Below are 18,025 nucleotides of genomic sequence, written 5' to 3'. Positions count from 1 at the left end.
CGACCGTGGTTTTTTCAGGTGGCTTCCTGTAGAGCCGCCGATGGACAGCGAGCCACAGGTTGCAGCCTATATGACGCGGTCGGTCACAACGGTCGACCCAACCGATACCGTCGGGGCTGTTCGCGAGCAGATCGACGGCGAGGACGGCCACAACGGGTTTCCGGTCACCCGTGACGGCCATGTTGAGGGATTTGTCACCGGGCGGGATCTGCTTGCTGCCGACCCCGAGACAACGGTTGCGGCGGTGATGAGCGAGGAGACGATCGTCGCCGACCCCGAGATGACGATCACCGACGCCGCCCGGGTGATCGTCCGCTCCGACATTCAGAAGCTGCCGGTCGTCGATGACGGCGAACTCGTCGGCATCCTCTCGAATACGGACGTGATCCGCAGTCAGATCGAGCGGGCGACCCCGGAGAAAGTCGCCAAGCTGAGCCGCACGCTCACCGATCTCCACGGTGTCGAGCTTATCCAGGAACGCCGACAGGTGCCACTCGCCGAGCTTGTGCCAACACAGGCGGAGGTGTATGCCGATGAACTCGACGGTCGGCGGTACGAACTCGAACGCGGTCTCGCCGAGCCGTTGGTCGTGATCGATGCCGGCGGCGACGGTGAACTGTATCTCGCTGACGGTCACCACCGCGTGCTCGCGGCCGATCGCCTCGGGATCGATGAGATGGACGCTTATGTGATCGTTCCCGCCGAGCCACTTGAGTTGGGCATGGCCAAAACCGCCGCCGAGCAGGGGTTGTCGTCGATCGGCGACATCACTGTCATCGAGCAGGATCGCCACCCGCTGGTCGAAACGACGACGCAGCTACAGGGGTAGCAGCCGCCCACTGATCGCTGGCGCGGGAATTGTTCAAACCTATAAGGTAGCCCGGAGTGGAACCGGTATGAGCAATCGACTGCTGTTGCTTGGCCCGCCTGGTGCTGGTAAAGGAACCCAAAGCTCGCGGCTCGCCGACGAATTCGATCTCGAACACATCACAACTGGCGACGCGCTTCGGGCGAACAAGGACATGGAAACCGAGTACGGCACCCCACGGGAGTATATGGATGCCGGCGAACTCGTTCCCGACGGCCTCGTCAACGAGATCGTCGAGGCCGCCATCGACGAGGCCGACGGCTTCATCCTCGATGGCTACCCACGAAACCTCTCGCAGGTCGAGTATCTCGACTCGATCACCGAGCTTGACGCTGTTGTCTTCCTCGACGTTGGCGAAGACGAACTCCTGCGCCGGCTGACGGGTCGCCGTGTCGATCCCGAAACGGGCGACGTGTACCACACCGAGTTCAACATGCCCGACGACGACGAGATCGTCGAGCGACTCGAACAGCGCGACGACGACACCGAGGAGGTCGCCGCCGAACGACTGGAGGTCTATCGGGAAAACACCGAGCCTGTCGTCGAGCACTACCGAGAGACCGGCGACCTGATCGAGGTTGACGGCGAAGCCGATCCAGACGGCGTCTTTGATCGCATCGTCGACGCTGTCGGCCTCGACGACTAACCGCTGAGCGACACCGGCAGAGTACAACCTTCTTATTCACGCGTTGCCAACGAGGGCACAATGAGTCGAATCGAACGCAAAGTTCGCTCGTTGGTCACCGCCGACGCCGAGATGAAGGCGGCCATCGAGACGGTACTCGACAGTGCCACCGACAACGAGGTGCAGTGGGTCGATGTCCGCGATGAGATCACCAGCGGCCAGTGGGGCCGACTGATCGAGAAAGGGATCCTCGTCGACGGCGACAGCGGGTTTCAGATCGAATCCCCCGATGCCGTCCGTGCGGGGCTCACAGAGGAGAGTGCAACCGACGAGATCGAATCGTCTTCCTGGACAAAGTGGGACAAGGGCGCCGCCGGGCTAACTGTCGGCCTCTTTGCCGGCTACGCGTGGGCTCCCGCCCGCAATGTCGTCGCCGGGGCGATCGATGTCGTTCTCGGCCCGCTGACGAACATTGTGCCGTTCTACGTCGTTGTGATGATCATCGCGTTGGCGACCGGGCTGTACTCGACGCTGCTGCGGGTCGCGCTGATGGACACCGAAAAGATGGGCGAGTACAAGGCCCGCATGGACGAGATCAAGGAGAAACGCGAGGCCGCCAAGGAGCGCGGCGACGAGGAGGCCCTCGAAGAGATTCAACAGGAGCAGATGGAGGCGATGGGCGATCAACTCGGCATGTTCAAAGAGCAGTTCCGCCCGATGGTCTGGATCATGTTCCTCACCATCCCGGCGTTCCTCTGGATGTATTGGGCACTTGGCTTCCGCGGTGGGGTCGAACACTACGCCTTCCAGAACATCGTCGTCCCGTTTGCGGGTGAGGTCTCCTGGACGACCGGCATCGTCGGGCCGATGCAGATCTGGATTGTCTGGTACTTCCTGTGTTCGATGGCGTTCAACCAGATCATCCAGAAGGGGCTCAACATCAGCATGACGCCCTCGGCGAACTGAGCCGGCTCTTTCGGTGCCGCTGGCGTCCGTGTGCGACCGCGCACCACGGGCGCGCTGAAGGGTAATCTCTTTTAGGTGGACGGCCGCAGGACGGATATGTTACTCACCGTCTCTGGCCCCCCGGCAGCGGGAAATCCACGAACGCTGCCGCGCTCGCGGCGGCCTTTGATCTCGATCACGTCAGCGGCGGCGATATCTTCCGTGAGTTGGCCGCCGAACGCGGCCTTTCGCCCGTCGAGTTCAACGAGTTAGCCGAGGAGGACGACCAAATCGACCGCGATCTCGACGCCCGACTGCGGGAGATCGCCGTCGAAGACGACGACGTTGTACTGGAGTCCCGGCTTGCTGGTTGGCTCGCCGGCGACCACGCGGACGTGAAGATCTGGCTTGACGCGCCGCTGGCCGTCCGCGCCGACCGCATCGCCGACCGCGAGGACAAATCGACCACCGTCGCCCGCGAGGAGACCGAACGCCGCGAACAAAGCGAGCGCAAGCGGTATCAGGAGTACTACAATATCGACATCGCGGATCTCTCGATCTACGACATCACCTACAACACCGCCCGCTGGGGGCCTGAGGCTGTCCAGCGGATGCTTACCACCGCCGTCGAGGCCTACGATCCCGACATCGATGAGGGGAAAGCCCCGGTCGAGGGCGTTGTCTACGACTTCTGAGCCCAGCGATCTTTGATCCACCAATGAGCGATCCACTTCGTCCCGCGCCTGACGATCGCACGCCCGCTGAGTTGTTGGCCTTCGGTGTCGTCAATCTGGATAAACCCGCCGGCCCCTCGGCCCATCAGGTCGCCGGCTGGGTGCGAGATCTGGCTGGCGACGCCGTCGACGACTTCGTTGCCTCGGCTGCGGATGACAGGGAGTCGACACCGAACGCGGAGTCACCCACGGTCGACCGCGCGGCGCATGCGGGAACGCTGGATCCGAAGGTAACGGGCTGTCTCCCGATGCTGCTCGGTGACGCCACCCGGATGGCGCAGGCCTTTCTTGAAGGGCGCAAGGAGTACGTTACGGTCTTGGAACTGCACGGCCCACGGCCGGCGGATTTCGAGTCGGTGCTCACCCAGTTTGAGGCACCGCTCTACCAGAAGCCGCCACGGAAAAGCGCGGTACGTCGCCAACTTCGCGTCCGAGAAATCTACGCGCTGGAGCTGTTGGATCACACCGACCGCCAGGCCTTGCTCCGGATCGCGTGTGAAAGCGGTACCTACGTCCGCAAACTGTGTCACGATCTGGGGCTGGCACTCGGGACAGGGGCCCACATGGGCCACCTTCGCCGCACCGCGACCGATCCCTTCGACGATACGTCGTTGGTCGATTTACATGCATTCACGGATGCGTTGGCGGTCGCCCGCGAGGGTGACACCGAGTGGCTGCGAGAAGTCGTCCAGCCGGCTGAACGCGCACTGGAGCATCTTCCAGGCGTTGTCATCGCGCCCTCAGCGGCAGAACAGGTCGCCACCGGCGCGCCGGTGTACGCGCCGGGGGTAATTGAGGGCCCAGACAACGCGGTCGACGACGACGCGCTTGTGGCCTGCTATACGTCCAACGGGAGTGCGGTCTGTCTCGGGCGGCTCGTCGGCGACCCCGACGGCGACAGCGGTGTTGTGGTTGATCTCGAAGCTGTGTTGGTGTAACGCCGATTTTGGGGCCGCAATACATTCAATACGTGTCAGTACAATCAGTCTGTATGCCGATCACCAGCGATGAGTTTGAGGAGCTCTCGGCGGACGCCGGTGATCCGGCGGCCGGCACCAACGCGGATCGGATTCTCTCCTTCCTTCGTGACCACCCGGAGACGGCATACACCCAAAGCGAGATCGCCGCCAACACCGGCGTGAAATCCGGGTCAGTTGGCCCGACGCTTGTGCGACTCCGCGAGCGTGGCCGGGTCGATCACCGGGAACCCTACTGGCGCATCAGCGACCACGAACAGAGCGTCGACGCCGCCGGTGAACACGCAGCGGCAACGCTTACCGAGCGGGAGGAAGCAGACCACCCGCCACAGCTGAGCGAGTGGGAACCCCACGCGGTTGATCCGCGCACGCTCCGTAATGACGAGTGACCGAGGAATTCACCCGGCGGATCATTGCTCGCAGCAGCGAGTATCTGTCCGGTGACATCGAGAAGCAGCCCTGAAACCACCCGACACAGCCGGCAGCGACGAGCGAAACAAAGGTGTTAAACGACCGCCTCGCATTTCCTCGGGTGCGGGACTGTGGGGTAGTGGTATCCTCTGCGGATGGGGTGTAGGACCTGAGTTCGACTCTCGGCAGTCCCACTCTCTTTCGGTTTCAGACGACGTAGTCGTCACTGCAACGTCGCATAGCTGAGGAAGCTGATCGCAACAAGCTCTAGCAGTCGCATCCCGAAGACAACCTGTCCAGCCAGCGGATCCATACTGTACAGTGTCTGCATGCTGCTAAAGAAGAACGCAAGCGCGATCAGATTCTCGATGAGCAGGACGCTGCTAAACCCAAGCAGCCCGAGGATCATCGGTGAGCCGAACTGCCGGTAGTTTCGCACCCAGACCGCAACGAGCACCACCAGCAGCATGCTGTTGATGCCGGCAACGCCCATCGCCGCTGGGGTTGCGATGTTTGCGATCATGGTTATTCGACCTCCGAAGCGATCTGTTCAAACGTCTCGCTGTACTGCTCGAACCGATCGGTGAGGAAGTACAGCTTCCCGTAATCATGCTCGCTCGGCTCGACGACATCGTGTTCGTGTAACATCTCTATGTGGTGGGTGATCGTGTTGTAGTCGACATCCAGTGTTTCGGCCAGCTCGTTTGCGTTCTGTGGGCGATCGCTGAGTTCCCGCACGATGCGAACCCTGTTGACACCGCCACGGCTTCCGGCAAAGAGGTACCACAGGGATTTCTCCATCTGTTAGCTGCCACTCCCCGCGGCAGTGACAAATCGCTTTTCACATGGAACGGTGGGGTTTCCATGACTGGTACTCTGTCGCTGGTTTGTCGATCGCACTCGATCACCCGCAGGCGGCACGATACTATTCCGCTCGCCGCAAATACCTAAATAGCTTCTTCAAGAAGCGATCAAACTCCGTTCAAACTTCGCGCCCTCGATGCCGACCGAAATTTGAACGGAGTGTGAACGCTGTTGGGTCAAACCTTGCAAAATCTCCTTTCAGGGGCTGGCTGTACCCGATAGTATGGCACGGACACGACGACGACTGCTGCAGGCGGCCGGCACGGCGACAGTGATCGCACTCGCCGGCTGTACAGACAGCACATCCGATGAGGAGTCGGACGACTCGATGGACGACGGCTCGATGGAAAACGAATCGATGGATGACTCCATGGATGATGGATCGATGGAGAATGAAACGATGGAGGGCTCGATGGATGATGGTTCGATGGAAAACGAGTCGATGGAGGGCTCGATGGACGATGGTTCGATGGAAAATGAGTCGATGGACGGCTCGATGGACGATGGTTCGATGGAAAATGAGTCGATGGAGGGCTCCATGGATGATGGCTCCATGGAAAACGAGTCAATGGATGATGGCTCGATGAACAATGACACGATGGATGACAGCTCCTGAGTTGACAACGATGTTGCAGCCACACTCACCACTGGTACATCCGACCGGTGACACCACCACTGTTGGTAGATAACCTATGAGCCGTTTTACTCGACTCCGAGCGCAGGTGTCCGCTCACAGCACCGAGCTGCTCGTCGCGCTGCTTGCCGGCATCACCGGCGTCGCCGGCTCGTATGCGGTCGCCGGCTACACCCGCCAGTTCATCGTCGCCCCCATTGACGCGCTGGTCGTTCGGCTCACCCCCGGTCGACTCGTCGCGTTCGTCATCGAGAACATCGGCGAGGAGGGCCACCTGCTGCATATCGCCCTCTCGGTGGGACTCGCTGTCGGCCTGCTCGGTGCGATTGCCCTGCTCGGGGTTCGCGTCGCCGACCGACTCACGCAGTCGACACTCGGGATCGTCCTGGCTGGCGGGCTCGCGTGGGGTGTCACCGCGGCGATCACGGCCGACCCAGCGCTGGCGATCGGTGCGGCCGCGCCGGTGTTGGTGTTTACCGCACTCGGCGTGCAAGCCGGCGATGCCATCGAACACAACCCCGCCCGGCGACGCGTCCTCGCCAGTGCAGCCGCGTTTATCGGCGTTGCTGCCGGTGTCGGCCGTCTCGCCAACGCCGGCGGCGACGGTACCACCGACCCGGTCAGCGAGGCGGTCGCCGACCGGCTACAGCAGGCCGACGCCCAAGCGCTCGATATCGACGGCGACGTACCGGGGTTGGTCAGTGAGATCGGCGAGTTCTACAACGTTGACATCGCCGAGTTCGATCCCGAAGTCCCGGCCGACGACTGGTCGATGACGATCACCGGTGAGGTCGGCGACGACGTGACCGTCAGCTACGACGAGTTGACCGCGATGCCGACCGAACACCGCTACGTGACGCTGCGGTGTGTTGGTGAGGATCTCAACGGCGAGAAGCTCGATAACGCGATCTGGACCGGGACACCAATCAAGCCCCTGCTGGAGGAGGCCGATCCGGAAGGCGAGTGCGGCTGTGCGATGCTGCGAGCGGAGGACGACTACTTCGTTCAGTTCCCCGTTGAGGCCCTCGAAGACGCCTTCCTCGCCTGGGAGATGAACGGCCAGCCGCTCCCGCAATCCCACGGCCACCCGGTGCGCGTGCTCGTGCCCGGTCATTGGGGCGAAACGAACGTCAAGTGGCTCAGCGAGATCGAACTACTTGACGAGGAGATGGACGGCTACTGGGAACAGCGCGGCTGGCACGGCACCGGCCCGGTCAACACGGTCGCCAAGCTGTGGAGCACCACCACGCTCGATAGTGGCGCGATCGAACTGGCCGGCCACGCCTACGCCGGCACCCGCGGCATCGAGCGCGTCGAGGTTTCGACCGACGGCGGATCGACATGGCAGGACGCCGAGCTCTCCGAGCCGCTGCCCGGCGACGACGTGTGGCGGCAGTGGCGACACGAGTTCGACCCCGACGGCAGCCATGAGGTTGTCGTCCGGGCGGTCGACGGCGAGGGGCTGTCCAACCTGAAGAGCGGTCGGACTCCTATCCCAGCGGCGCGACGGGGTGGGTTCGGCAGACGGTGAATATGATGGGCGCGTCGGGCTGACCAGCCTCGCCGCGAAGTAGCAAAACATTACACGCGGGAGCGACCATCTCAGGGTATGGAACTGGATTCGTACATCACCACGGAAGAAACGGAGCTCTCGCCGGCGGTCGTCGTGACGACAGTTTTGCTGGTCGCGGTGTTCGCCCTCGGATTGCTCTACCAGCTTGTTGGCAGCTTCCTCAGTTCAGGTTCGGCGACTCCCGCGTCGTATCTGCGTGTGAGCGAACCCACAGCTCGCCGATCCGCGAGAGGGTTGTCCGGTAGGATTTGCCGACCTCTTCTTGTTCAATGTAGCCCTTGCCGCCGGGGCCGAGGCGGTCGACGTTGTAGATAACCTTCGATCGGAAGCTATCGGTGTACTCCTCGTTGAGATCGCGGGCGAGTGCCTCCGCGAGCTCGCTGACGGAGTCGAACTCGCCGTGTTCGCCGAGCGTAAAGAGGATGAGCTCCTCGAAGGGTTTGACACTCGAAAAGGAGGCCACCGGAAGCTCAACGATATGCTGGCCGTTGATCTCCTTTGCGCCGATGGTACTGCCGCGTTCGTCGAACTCAGCCAGCAGATCGGCCGTGCTCTCTAATCGCTTTTCGACGCGCTCACGGTCGAAATCGTCGGCCTCCAGCAGATCGCCGAGTAGGTCGCGCTCGGCCCGCAGCTCCTCGGCCAACTCGGTTTCGAGATACTTCTCGGGGGCGGTGTAGTAGGTGTGAATCCGGTCTCTATCCTCTTGGCGTTCGACCATCACCGAGTGGGCCGCGGTTGCGAAGGCGAAGCTGACGGGTCGGGGCATCGAGCAGACGTTGACCCAGACCTCCGCGCCGCCGTCGAGTTGCTCGTTGATGAGTTCGAACGCGCCCTCGAAGGCCGCGTCGTAATCGTACACGTCTTCGAGGCGGATTCGGTCTGTTTCCGCGCCGAGCAGGCTCTGGAAGTCGGTTTCGAGTTTAGAGGCCAGATTCCGAGAATACTCGACGTTGGCCTCGCTGCCGACCGCACCCTCCAGGAGGATCGCTCGATCCACGTCGAACTGATCGCGGATCAGCGGCGCGATGAGCCGGTCGTAATCGAAGCCGACCGGGACGATGTGGGTTTGCATATCCTACACTACGCTGGGGTAGGTAAATATCTCCTCACACGACGGGCTCGGGGATCCGTCTACTCGATGTCAATATCATAATACCCGCGTCGTGCTGGCCTGACCTCGACGGTGTACATACCGCGTTCGGTCGCTGTATGGGTGATGGTGGCGACGCCGGTGACATCAGATTCGACCACCGTCTCACCGTTTGGGGCGACGATTCGTGCGACGGTCACCGCTCCTTCCTCGTTTTCGACCTCGACGCTGATCGTTTCCCCATTGGCAACCTCAATTTCCTGGGTCTGATCAGCCCCGCTTGCTCTCGTCTTTGTTGCTCCAGCCCCCGGAGCAGCCGGCGATCCCGACAACACCGGCTGTTAGAACGCCAGCACTGAATCCTCGCCTCGTTGCCATAGCTCCGTGTACGCCACCCCACGGCTAAAAGAACGCCTGCTTTGCTGCGTTATTCGTTTCCGCCGTCCCCGGATTCGTCATCGACCTCGCTGTCGTCTTCGTCTGTGTCACCTGCTTCGTCGGGGAGTATTTCGACCGCACTCACTTCCAGCGGGATCTCGCTGAGTCGTTGGCCGATCTCCGTGCGGGCGACCCGCTTTGCGTGTTCCTCCTGTTCGACGTTGAACACGTCCATCGTCAACTCAAGGGCGACGAGGGCCTCGTCGGCGACAATGTAGGCCGGCGGCAACTCTTCGCCGTCGGGGCCGGTCGGCGACCCCATATCAATCTCGACGTAGTTGAGATCCGGGTTCAGCAGCTCGCCGGTCTTCGAGATCGCAATGCGGACGGCCTCATCGACTGTTTCCACGTCGTACACCGATACCGCAGCGTCGACGACGACTCGGCAGTCCATGTGCGTCTGTAGCACGGCGGCAAGTATGAAAGTTCGGCTGCAACGACAGCTCTCCCGAAGCCGTCGCTCTCGACTTACTCGCCGCCGTTGCGGAGGTAATGGAACACGTAGGTCTGGACGTAGCCGGCGTACTCGCCGCCGAACCGCTCGCGGATCGCCCGCGACGTTTCGGCGTAGCTGCCCTGCTCACAGCCGGGGTAATATTCCTCGATAGCAGTCCGGATCCACGTATCAAGCGGGATCGCTTCGAGATAGCCAAGCGAGAACAACAGCACGCAGTCGGCGACCTTGTCGCCGACGCCGACGAACTGGGTGAGATACTCGCGGGCGGCCTCGTACTCCCGACCGACGGCATCAGCCGGGTCGGCCTCGCCGTCGGCGACCATCTCAGCCGTCCGTTGGACGTACGGCGCGCGGTAGCCGAGGCTGAGGTCGCGCAACTCCGCTTCGGTGCGGGCGGCCAACGCCTCGGGCGTCGGAAACGCCTGATACGTGCGGCCGTCGAACTCGACGCTTTCGCCGTACTCGGCGGCGAGTCGCTGCTGCATGCCGTGAATCCGGCTGACCCGCATCTGGGCCGAACAGATGAATGAAATGAGGCAGGCAAAGGGTGGGTCGCGGACGAGGCGCATCCCACGATACTGCTCGAAGGCGCGGTCGAACAGCGGCTCGTCGGGCGCGTCGTCGGTGATTTCGGTGAGGTCGTCGTCGAGCCGCAGGAGGTGGGTGAGGATCGGCACGGCGTCGGTCGTCGACTCCCACTCGATTCGGTCATCGACCTGCCGGACACGGACGACAGCTTGCTCGTCGCTGATGCCATCAAGCGGCGGGACAACCGTTTCGTACCACGCCTGCCCACCGTAGGCGTCGTCGGTGGTGTACATCTTCCCGTCGAGCCGATTCCACAGATAGCTCTGGCCGCTTTCGACCGTCGACTGCAGATCGAACGGCCCGGCGAGGTCGTCGACCGGAATGACGCCTGTCTCCATTACAAGCCAGGTCGCAAACAGCGGGTTTCGGGGTTTCGATTCCGCTGCCGAGCGTCGTTATCGAAGCTCGATCATCGTCATCGTGCCGAGCTTGTTTGCGATGTCCTCGTCAAGCCCGTCGCTGGTGACCCGCCACGTCCAGTTGCCCTCGGCGGTGCCGGGCGTGTTGAATCGGGCGTGGCTATCGAGGGCAAGCAGATCCTGCATCGTCGTGAACGCCAAGACGGCATCGGATCGCCAGACGGCCTCGATCATCGACCAATGGATGTCGTCGCCGTCGACACCGAGGTTGTAGTGGAGACACTCGCGCTGGCGGTCACCGAGATCGTTGTAGTACCCCTGGAACGTGTTGGTGTCGTGGGTCGACGTGTAGCCCACGGCATTTTTTGGGTAATTCATCGGCTGGTGGGTGTTGCCGTCCTGACACCAGTCGGCGTACTGCGGGACGCGCATCCCGGGGAAGCCGAACTCGTCCATTAACGCGTTGAGTTCGGCGTCCGGGAACCCGAGATCCTCAGCGATAAACGGGAGTTCGCCAAGTCGATCTCGAATTGTCTCGAAGAAGTCGTAGGCGGGGCCGTCGCGCCACTCGCCCTCGGCTGCGGAGTCGGCGTGCGTTGGGATCGCCCAGTATTCCAGAAAGCCTTGGAAGTGATCGAGTCGCGTCACATCGACCTGTCCAAAGAGGCGGTCGAGCCGGCGGGCCCACCAGTCGTAGTCGTTGTCGGCGAGCGTCCCCCAGTCGTACAGCGGGTTCCCCCACTTTTGCCCATCGTCGCCGCTGTTCGGCGGGACGCCGGCGACCGCTGTTGGCCGATTCTGGTCGTCGAGTTGGAACGCCTCGGGGCTGGCCCACACGTCCGCGCTGTCGAGGCCAACGTAGATCGGCACGTCGCCGACGAGTTTGATATCGGCGTCCTCGGCATCTTCTTTGAAGGCCTGCCACTGTTTGTCGAACCAGTATTGGACGAGCACGCGGTACTCGATTTCCTCGCTGAGTTCTTCGCGCGCCTCGTCGAGCGCGTCATCTTCGCGGGTGCGGATCGGCTCGGGCCAATCGATCCACGCGACGCCGTCGTATTTCTGTTTGAGCGCGCGGAACAGCGCGTAGTCCTCGACCCACGGCTCGGAGTCGCGGAACTCGGCGAGGGCCGCGCGGTCGTCCTCGGTCGCAGTCTCGTCGAACCGCTCGTAGGCGGCTCTGAGCTTCTCGCGTTTGTACTCGGCGACACGCTCGTACTCGACGGCGTGGGGGTCGAAATCAGGGACAGGTTTGAGGTCGTCGTCGGTCAGCCAGCCGTCGTCGACGAGTCGATCAAGGCTGATCAGCAGCGGGTTGCCGGCGAAGGCCGAAAACGACTGGTACGGCGAGTTGCCATGGGCCGCCGAGGTCGGCCCCAGCGGGCAGAACTGCCAGTAGGTCTGTTCGGCTGTCTCCAGAAACGAAAGGAACTCCCGGGCGCCCGCGCCGAGATCGCCGATACCGTGTGGCCCCGGCAGCGAGGTGAGATGTAGGAAAACACCGCTCGTTCGATCGAATTCCATATCCGCACTGTCGCGGGCATCCGTGTCAAACGTTGTGGTCTTCGGCGACCGGGGTGGCGACGAGCCCTCGCTGTCGATCTATGCCTCGTCGCTCATCGCGCCGAAAACGCCGTCGGCGTCAGCGGGCACGTCGAAGTCGTGGAAGTGTTCGCCCTTCTCTTTCGAGAGGATGTTGAGCGCGGCGGCCGCGCCGTCGCCGGCTGAGATGACTGCCTGCCACTCCTCGGCGCGTACCATCGCGCCGGTCGCGTAGGCGTCCGCAACACTGGTCTCCATGTCGACGCCGACGTCGACGACATCGCCATCGAAGGCACAGCCCAGCGACTCGGCGAGATCGCGGTTAGCCCCCGTCGCCAACACGACGTAATCGGCCTCGTAGCTGTCGTCGCCGGTTTCGAGGCTGAAGCCATCGTCCGTCGCGGTCACGTCCGTGACCTCCTCGCCTTGGTGTCGCTCAACGCCGAAGCTGTCGACTTGTCGGCGGGCGGTCTCCATGAACGCCGTGCCGTCTTGGGAGCCAACGCCGAGATAGTTGAAGAGGTGGGCTTTGTGCATCCACGTTCCGTCGGTGTCGAAAACGCGGGTCTGGAGACCGTTCTTCTGGGTAAACAGTGCGGCACTCAGGCCGGCGGGGCCGCCACCAACGATACTCACAGTCGCGTCAGCGTCAGTCTGACTCATGTCACGTCAGTGAACCGCCAGCCGTAAAGAACTACAGGCGACATCGATGTTACTGGTGGGTTGTTGAAAAGTGTCGTGCGGCCGCCAACTGGCAGCCAGCGTGACAGTACCAAGCCGACCCGGGCAAGTCGGCCGGTGCAGCCTGTCGATCCGGGCAGGGTCGACAAGCATAACGCGGTCGTCCGGGCAGGGCGACCGACAGGATCGCCGGGTTGTCAGAGGCACTCCGGCATCTACTGTATTAGTGGGATATGGCTTTACATCACCGTCTGCACGAACGCGTCGCCGCGTGACGAACGTTTAAATATATCACGGTTGTTTATACCGGTATACGGGGTTCCCGCACGTTCACCAATGGTTGCCACTGACCCATCCGATGTGTTGTCGACGCTTATTCAGCGGGAGTCGGTGTTGTACGCTGTCGATGTCGCCGGCTGCGAGAAACGCGATATCGTTGAGGCGGTACCACCCTCACGCTCGACTGTCGATCGAAGCATCCGTGATCTCGAAGCCGCTGGCCTCGTGACCCGATCGCCGGAGGGCTACCGGCGAACGCTTCTCGGCGAACTGTTACTCTCGGAGTATTACCGGTTCAAAGCCCAGACGGCTGAACTGCTCTCGGCGGGCGATGTCTTTGCCGAACTCCCGCCAACCCAGCAGATCGATCGATCAATGCTTGATGATGCGACGATCATCACTGCCACGCAGGCGACGCCCCATCAGCCGATCTCCGCGCTTTGCGCGCTGCTGGGTGAGGCCCAGTCGATCCGCATTCTTTGTCCGGCGGTGTTCCCACAGCTGATCGAAGCCTGCACGTTGGCGACCGACAACACGGAGACAGTCGAGATCGTCGTTACCGATTCGGTCGTGTCGGCACTCGTCGACACCTACCCCGACTCCCTGGCTGCACTCCAGGAGGCCGGTGCCGACCTCCGCTTGCTCGATATAACGCCGTCTCACGGCCTTGTCGTCGTCGACCGCCCCATGGGATCGACGGCCGGCTTGCTGGTGATCGACGACAGTGGCGGCCGCGCGCTGATCCGCAACAGCGGCGACGACGCCGTCTCGTGGGCCAACAGTCGCCTCGATCACTGGCGCGGAGAGTCGACGCCCCTCCCGCTGGCCGAACTTGACGGCGAGGAGTCGATGCTGCGGTAAGCGTTGCTCCCGGTCGGTGGTAGTGGGTTGGTACTGGTGTGATCAACGCACCAATGTCTGACACCTGTCTGTCGACCACGAAATCTTATTATCGGTGCCCCCAACGGTAGGTGCATGGACGGGACTCCCCAGGAGATCACGACGCTCGTCGGCCGCGAGGTTTACTCGAACAATGGTGTGTTTGTCGGCGAGATCGAGGACGTACAGCTGAACTTGGATGCCGAATCGGTCACGAGTCTGGCGGTCGGCGAACTCAACGACGAACTGTTTGCCGACACCGTCGGCCCCGGCAAGGGTGTGTTGATCCCCTATCGGTGGGTGCGAGCCGTCGGCGACGTTGTCCTCGTCAACAGCACGATCGAACGTCTCCAAGAGACCGACGAGACCGACGAAGCCGTCGCCTAAGACCCGTTTGTATCGCTGCCTTCGACGCCCAGCGCCGCAAAGAGCTTCTTTCTGACGGCTTCCTCGGTCAACTCCAGCAGCGTCTCGCGGTTGTCCTCGCTGGCCTCGATGCCGGTGAAGATCCCTAGCGGCACCTCGACGCTGCCCTGGGTGGAGTGGCCGATAATATCGCCGCTGTTTTCGAAGGCGCCCTCAAGGACGCTGCCGATATCGATCCGGATATCCTTCGAGCGGGCGGCGACGATGATCTTCTCGTCGACGATCCCAAAGACCGCGCTGGTGGTGATCCCTTCCAGATCCAACAGATATTGCGCGGCCTGCTCTAAGGCATCCCGATCACGGATGAAGCCGGCTGTCGAAAACAGATGACTGCCCTGCACCTCGCGGCTCTGGATCGCCTCGGCCAGCACATCCAGCGTCTCCGGCGACATCGACGGTGACTCGACCTGTTCGAGGGTGTCGTGGTTGGCGAACGGATGGAGGTAGGCGGCGGCGGTCAGATCCGCGGGTGTCGTATCTCGCTTGAAATCCAGTGTTTCCGCCCGAATCCCATACAGCAGGGCGGTAGCAACCGTCTCGCTGGGGCCGAGATCGAACTCCTGGAGATATTTGGTGAGGATCGTCGACGTCGAGGAGAGGTTTGTCCGCACGTCGACGAAGGGGGCGTCGACCTCCTCGTCGGGTTCGTAGTGGTCGATGAGAATATCGATCTCGAAGGCCGGGTCGTCGCTGCCGGACTGGACGTTATCGACGAGGGCGATTCGGTCGTACTCCTCGATTGCGGGCTCGTCGTCGCTGGCCAGCAGTTCGATCCCAAGCAGGTTGACGAACGCACGGTTCTCCTGGTGGCCGATATCGCCCTCATAGCGGATGTCGGCCTCGACGCCGAACTCGGCGGCGATCGCCTGCAGCGCGGTCGCACTGGCGATCGAATCGGGATCAGGGCTGTCCTGTGTGAGAATCGCCAGCCGGCCCTCAGTCGATTCGAGGATATCGGCGAGTTGGCGGGCCTTATACTGGAGTTCGCCGGATTCGAGGCTGCGCAGCGCGGAGTCGGCGATCACCTCCGAGGGGTTGACAACGACATCCGCCCCAAGCTCGCTGAGCTCGTCTTGGCTGACGGGATCGGAGGCTCGAACGACGATGTACTGATCGCCGCCGGCCTCTCGGATCGCCGCGACCGCCGCCTTGTTGGCCTCGATATCGGAGGCCAACACCAGCAGGATGTCGCGGTCGGCGACCGCCTCGGCGACCGAGGGCTCGCTGATGTCCTGTACCGTCGCGTTGAGATCCTGATCGCGCAGGGCCTCAACCCGGTCGGCGTCCTTATCGAGGATGAGCACGTCGTTGTCCGCCTCGGCGAGATCCTCGGCGACGGCGTGGCCAACGCTGCCACAGCCAAGGATCGCGTAGGTCGACCGTGAGGAGCCGGTCACACCAGGGCTCATTGTTGTCGATACTCGCTGCGGTACGCACTTAACAGCGTCCGTTTCGACAGCAGCCGCCCCGCGCCCGGTGGTGGTCGGTGGCGATAGCGCCACCGATCAGGCGGGTCGAAAGGAAACCCCTTTTAGGCGGTGTCCGGTAGCCTACGCCGAGGGCTGGTAGCTCAGTTTGGCAGAGCGACGGACTCTTAATCCGTCGGTCGCGTGTTCAAATCGCGTCCAGCCCGCTTCTGCGCCGAACATTATCGTGAGGAGCGAAGCGGCTACCGATTTGAACGCAGCGAGCGGAGCGAACAGCGTGAGCGAAGCGAGTGAGTGTTCAAATCGCGTCCAGCCCGCTTTCTTACCGATTGATTTGGAGTTGATGGAATCACCGTAAATAGAGCCATCACCATGTTGCCAACCGCGCGCTTCCGCCATGTTCAAGCCGACGCGGACTGACAGCCCGGTAATGACACGCACCGTCTGGATCAAAGCCGACGATGATGTCGGCGACTGGGAGACGCGCAAACAACGGATCACGACCGCCATCGAGGCCGGCGTCGACTGGGTACTCGTCGACGAGGACGATGTCGACCGCGTCCGCGAACTCGGCGATATCAACGTCGCCGCCTTCCGCTCGGATGCTGACATGGTCGATGAGGCTGAACCAGCCGCCGAGGGCGCGGCCGCCGACGCCTACTTTGTCGGCAAAGACGGCGAGGGCGACGGGACGGTCGATCTCCTCGGATTTCGCCGGCTCCGCCGACCTCTCGACGCTCCGCCGCGGCAGCGATGGCCCCCAGGGCGCGTACGTTCGTATCTTCGATGAAAACTACGAGGCCTTCGCCGAGGCCGCCGCCGAAGACGCCGACTACACCGCCGTCATCGGCGAGGACTGGACGATCATTCCGCTGGAAAACCTGATCGCCCGTATCGGCGAGGAAACCGACCTCCTGGCCGGCGTCACCACCGCTGAGGAGGCCCAAACCGCCTTCGAGACGCTGGAACTCGGCGCGGATGGCGTCCTGCTCGACACCGACAACCCCGACGAGATCCGCAACACGGTCGATGTCCGTGATGCTGCCGAGCGTGAAACGCTCGATCTCACGTACGGCGAGGTTCTCGATGTCGAACGCGCCGGGATGGCCGACCGGGTCTGTATCGACACCGGGAGCCTGATGGATCACGATGAAGGGATGCTCATCGGCTCGATGTCCCGTGGGCTGTTCTTCGTCCACGCCGAAACCGCCGAATCGCCCTATGTCGCCTCCCGGCCGTTCCGCGTCAACGCCGGTGCGGTACACGCCTATGTGCGAACGCCCGATGGCGGCACAAAATACCTCTCAGAGCTGAAAAGCGGCGACGAGGTGCAGGTCGTCGACACCGACGGCAACACCCGGGAAGCCATCGTTGGCCGCGTCAAAATCGAAAAACGGCCGATGTTTCGGGTGGAGTTGGAGATCGACGGCGACCGCATCGAGACGCTGCTCCAAAACGCCGAGACGATCAAGGTCGCCACCAGCGAAGGCCGAAAGGCCGTCACCGATCTCGAAGCCGGCGACGAGATGCTGCTGTACTACGAGGATGTCGCCCGGCACTTCGGCGAAGCCGTCGAAGAGAGCATTATCGAAAAATAAGCCCAAGCCGGTGTCGATTCGCCTCTCGACACCGACCATCGGTTTTTAGACGCTGCCGACTGCCTGTAGGCGTATGACTATCGAAGAAAGCGACCTCCCCGGCGTGGGGAAGAAACACGTCGTCGACATCGGCGACGGCGATCTGGTTATCGTCACTCACAACACGGGAAAACGGGAGGTGTTTCGGCGGCCCGATCCGGATGCGGATTCGGAGAAACTGTTTGAGCTCTCCGATGACCTCGCCCGCACCATCGGGACGATCCTCGAAGGCGCGTACTTCCAGCCCATCGAGGCCGAAAAACAGGAAACGACGCTGCCTGGTGGGCTGCTGTTGGAGTGGTATGAGGTGCCGCCCGGCTCCCCGCTTGCGGCGACCACGATCCGAGCGGCCGATATCGGTGCGACGACCGGTGCCACCGTTGTCGCCATCGAGCGCGACGGCGCGACCGTCGAAAGCCCCGGCCCGGAGACGACGCTGCAGGAGGGCGATACCCTCGTCGTCACCGGCACCGACGAGCAGTGTGCGGCCTTCGAGGCCCTCCTTGCCGGTGAGGCATGATTGCGATGAGACTACAGCCGGTTGCGAACACCCTTTCCCGACGAGGAGTGGATCTGTGTGGCTAACCT

Annotated in this window: 18 protein-coding genes, 2 tRNA genes and 3 pseudogenes; 14 read left to right on the top strand and 9 right to left on the bottom strand. The window is 62.5% G+C overall.

Features of this window, described 5'->3' with window-relative positions; genetic code table 11:
* The first annotated feature begins 40 nt into the window (after window positions 1–40).
* The 7 genes and pseudogenes from ACFQJB_RS09660 (at window position 41) to ACFQJB_RS09630 (ending at window position 4,754) form a co-directional block, all read left to right on the top strand.
* Entirely contained in the window at window positions 41–829 is a 789-nt protein-coding gene (locus ACFQJB_RS09660) for a CBS domain-containing protein (protein ID WP_379726676.1), read from the top strand.
* 67 nt (window positions 830–896) lie between these two features.
* A complete protein-coding gene (locus tag ACFQJB_RS09655) occupies window positions 897–1,514 on the top strand; it encodes an adenylate kinase (protein WP_379726673.1) in 618 nt (205 codons plus the stop codon).
* A gap of 60 nt (window positions 1,515–1,574) precedes the next feature.
* Window positions 1,575–2,459, top strand: coding sequence for a DUF106 domain-containing protein (locus tag ACFQJB_RS09650; protein ID WP_379726670.1), 885 nt, complete (start codon window positions 1,575–1,577; stop codon window positions 2,457–2,459).
* Window positions 2,460–2,555: 96 nt separating this feature from the next.
* Window positions 2,556–3,133, top strand: a pseudogene (gene cmk / locus ACFQJB_RS09645) ((d)CMP kinase).
* 23 nt (window positions 3,134–3,156) lie between these two features.
* Window positions 3,157–4,110, top strand: coding sequence for an RNA-guided pseudouridylation complex pseudouridine synthase subunit Cbf5 (locus tag ACFQJB_RS09640; protein ID WP_379726667.1), 954 nt, complete (start codon window positions 3,157–3,159; stop codon window positions 4,108–4,110).
* A 53-nt stretch (window positions 4,111–4,163) separates the two neighbouring features.
* Window positions 4,164–4,538, top strand: a complete 375-nt coding sequence (locus tag ACFQJB_RS09635; RefSeq protein ID WP_379726664.1) for a MarR family transcriptional regulator — start codon at window positions 4,164–4,166, stop codon at window positions 4,536–4,538.
* A gap of 147 nt (window positions 4,539–4,685) precedes the next feature.
* Window positions 4,686–4,754: transfer RNA gene (locus ACFQJB_RS09630), tRNA-OTHER, on the top strand.
* A 29-nt stretch (window positions 4,755–4,783) separates the two neighbouring features.
* Here the strand turns inward: ACFQJB_RS09630 and ACFQJB_RS09625 are convergent.
* The gene (locus tag ACFQJB_RS09625) at window positions 4,784–5,083 is read right to left on the bottom strand and encodes a hypothetical protein (RefSeq protein WP_379726661.1); all 300 of its coding nucleotides are present in this window, start codon (window positions 5,081–5,083) and stop codon (window positions 4,784–4,786) included.
* Between the two features lie 2 nt (window positions 5,084–5,085).
* On the bottom strand, window positions 5,086–5,361 hold the full coding sequence (locus ACFQJB_RS09620; protein WP_142443457.1) for a winged helix-turn-helix domain-containing protein: 276 nt from the start codon (window positions 5,359–5,361) through the stop codon (window positions 5,086–5,088).
* A gap of 286 nt (window positions 5,362–5,647) precedes the next feature.
* Here ACFQJB_RS09620 and ACFQJB_RS09615 point away from each other — a divergent pair, with 286 nt between their 5' ends.
* Both ACFQJB_RS09615 and ACFQJB_RS09610 read left to right on the top strand, forming a co-directional pair.
* On the top strand, window positions 5,648–6,040 hold the full coding sequence (locus ACFQJB_RS09615) for a hypothetical protein (protein WP_379726658.1): 393 nt from the start codon (window positions 5,648–5,650) through the stop codon (window positions 6,038–6,040).
* 76 nt (window positions 6,041–6,116) lie between these two features.
* Window positions 6,117–7,612 (top strand): annotated as a pseudogene (locus ACFQJB_RS09610) (molybdopterin-dependent oxidoreductase).
* 179 nt (window positions 7,613–7,791) lie between these two features.
* On the opposite strand, the gene ACFQJB_RS09605 reads toward ACFQJB_RS09610, so the two are convergent.
* The 6 genes from ACFQJB_RS09605 to ACFQJB_RS09580 form a co-directional block, all read right to left on the bottom strand.
* Window positions 7,792–8,706, bottom strand: coding sequence for a DUF6293 family protein (locus ACFQJB_RS09605; protein WP_379726655.1), 915 nt, complete (start codon window positions 8,704–8,706; stop codon window positions 7,792–7,794).
* Window positions 8,707–8,765: 59 nt separating this feature from the next.
* Entirely contained in the window at window positions 8,766–9,056 is a 291-nt protein-coding gene (locus ACFQJB_RS09600; RefSeq protein ID WP_379726652.1) for a hypothetical protein, read from the bottom strand.
* Between the two features lie 95 nt (window positions 9,057–9,151).
* On the bottom strand, window positions 9,152–9,556 hold the full coding sequence (locus tag ACFQJB_RS09595) for a DUF555 domain-containing protein (protein WP_379726649.1): 405 nt from the start codon (window positions 9,554–9,556) through the stop codon (window positions 9,152–9,154).
* 74 nt (window positions 9,557–9,630) lie between these two features.
* On the bottom strand, window positions 9,631–10,545 hold the full coding sequence (locus ACFQJB_RS09590) for a DNA-3-methyladenine glycosylase family protein (protein ID WP_379726646.1): 915 nt from the start codon (window positions 10,543–10,545) through the stop codon (window positions 9,631–9,633).
* A gap of 57 nt (window positions 10,546–10,602) precedes the next feature.
* Window positions 10,603–12,090, bottom strand: a complete 1,488-nt coding sequence (malQ, locus tag ACFQJB_RS09585) for a 4-alpha-glucanotransferase (RefSeq protein ID WP_379726642.1) — start codon at window positions 12,088–12,090, stop codon at window positions 10,603–10,605.
* A gap of 78 nt (window positions 12,091–12,168) precedes the next feature.
* Window positions 12,169–12,771, bottom strand: a complete 603-nt coding sequence (locus ACFQJB_RS09580) for an FAD-dependent oxidoreductase (protein WP_379726639.1) — start codon at window positions 12,769–12,771, stop codon at window positions 12,169–12,171.
* Window positions 12,772–13,125: 354 nt separating this feature from the next.
* Between ACFQJB_RS09580 and ACFQJB_RS09575 the strand changes: the two genes are divergently transcribed.
* Complete coding sequence (locus ACFQJB_RS09575) at window positions 13,126–13,929, top strand: helix-turn-helix transcriptional regulator (protein WP_379726636.1); 804 nt, start codon at window positions 13,126–13,128, stop codon at window positions 13,927–13,929.
* Between the two features lie 114 nt (window positions 13,930–14,043).
* Complete coding sequence (locus ACFQJB_RS09570; protein WP_120103374.1) at window positions 14,044–14,334, top strand: PRC-barrel domain-containing protein; 291 nt, start codon at window positions 14,044–14,046, stop codon at window positions 14,332–14,334.
* On the opposite strand, the gene ACFQJB_RS09565 is transcribed toward ACFQJB_RS09570, so the two are convergent.
* Window positions 14,331–15,875: a DHH family phosphoesterase gene (locus ACFQJB_RS09565; RefSeq protein ID WP_379726633.1), complete on the bottom strand. Its 1,545-nt coding sequence runs from the start codon at window positions 15,873–15,875 to the stop codon at window positions 14,331–14,333. The genes ACFQJB_RS09570 and ACFQJB_RS09565 overlap by 4 nt on opposite strands.
* A gap of 57 nt (window positions 15,876–15,932) precedes the next feature.
* Here ACFQJB_RS09565 and ACFQJB_RS09560 point away from each other — a divergent pair.
* The 3 genes and pseudogenes from ACFQJB_RS09560 (at window position 15,933) to ACFQJB_RS09550 (ending at window position 17,957) form a co-directional block, all read left to right on the top strand.
* A tRNA-Lys gene (locus tag ACFQJB_RS09560) sits at window positions 15,933–16,006 on the top strand.
* Window positions 16,007–16,230: 224 nt separating this feature from the next.
* A pseudogene (locus tag ACFQJB_RS09555) lies at window positions 16,231–17,398 on the top strand (3-dehydroquinate synthase II).
* Between the two features lie 73 nt (window positions 17,399–17,471).
* Window positions 17,472–17,957, top strand: coding sequence for a cation:proton antiporter regulatory subunit (locus ACFQJB_RS09550; protein WP_379726630.1), 486 nt, complete (start codon window positions 17,472–17,474; stop codon window positions 17,955–17,957).
* Window positions 17,958–18,025 lie beyond the last annotated feature (68 nt).

Source organism: Halonotius sp. GCM10025705, assembly GCF_042662885.1.
GTDB lineage: Archaea > Halobacteriota > Halobacteria > Halobacteriales > Haloferacaceae > Halonotius > Halonotius aquaticus.
Note: the sequence above shows the minus strand (reverse complement) of the source record. Positions and strands in the feature narration are given on the sequence as shown.

Coding starts and splice junctions, on each gene's coding strand:
- ACFQJB_RS09660 (WP_379726676.1), top strand. CDS start 41: ATGGACAGCGAGCCACAGGTTGCAGCCTATATGACGCGGTCGGTCACA.
- ACFQJB_RS09655 (WP_379726673.1), top strand. CDS start 897: ATGAGCAATCGACTGCTGTTGCTTGGCCCGCCTGGTGCTGGTAAAGGA.
- ACFQJB_RS09650 (WP_379726670.1), top strand. CDS start 1,575: ATGAGTCGAATCGAACGCAAAGTTCGCTCGTTGGTCACCGCCGACGCC.
- ACFQJB_RS09640 (WP_379726667.1), top strand. CDS start 3,157: ATGAGCGATCCACTTCGTCCCGCGCCTGACGATCGCACGCCCGCTGAG.
- ACFQJB_RS09635 (WP_379726664.1), top strand. CDS start 4,164: ATGCCGATCACCAGCGATGAGTTTGAGGAGCTCTCGGCGGACGCCGGT.
- ACFQJB_RS09625 (WP_379726661.1), bottom strand. CDS start 5,083: ATGATCGCAAACATCGCAACCCCAGCGGCGATGGGCGTTGCCGGCATC.
- ACFQJB_RS09620 (WP_142443457.1), bottom strand. CDS start 5,361: ATGGAGAAATCCCTGTGGTACCTCTTTGCCGGAAGCCGTGGCGGTGTC.
- ACFQJB_RS09615 (WP_379726658.1), top strand. CDS start 5,648: ATGGCACGGACACGACGACGACTGCTGCAGGCGGCCGGCACGGCGACA.
- ACFQJB_RS09605 (WP_379726655.1), bottom strand. CDS start 8,706: ATGCAAACCCACATCGTCCCGGTCGGCTTCGATTACGACCGGCTCATC.
- ACFQJB_RS09595 (WP_379726649.1), bottom strand. CDS start 9,556: ATGGACTGCCGAGTCGTCGTCGACGCTGCGGTATCGGTGTACGACGTG.
- ACFQJB_RS09590 (WP_379726646.1), bottom strand. CDS start 10,545: ATGGAGACAGGCGTCATTCCGGTCGACGACCTCGCCGGGCCGTTCGAT.
- malQ (WP_379726642.1), bottom strand. CDS start 12,090: ATGGAATTCGATCGAACGAGCGGTGTTTTCCTACATCTCACCTCGCTG.
- ACFQJB_RS09580 (WP_379726639.1), bottom strand. CDS start 12,771: ATGAGTCAGACTGACGCTGACGCGACTGTGAGTATCGTTGGTGGCGGC.
- ACFQJB_RS09575 (WP_379726636.1), top strand. CDS start 13,126: ATGGTTGCCACTGACCCATCCGATGTGTTGTCGACGCTTATTCAGCGG.
- ACFQJB_RS09570 (WP_120103374.1), top strand. CDS start 14,044: ATGGACGGGACTCCCCAGGAGATCACGACGCTCGTCGGCCGCGAGGTT.
- ACFQJB_RS09550 (WP_379726630.1), top strand. CDS start 17,472: ATGACTATCGAAGAAAGCGACCTCCCCGGCGTGGGGAAGAAACACGTC.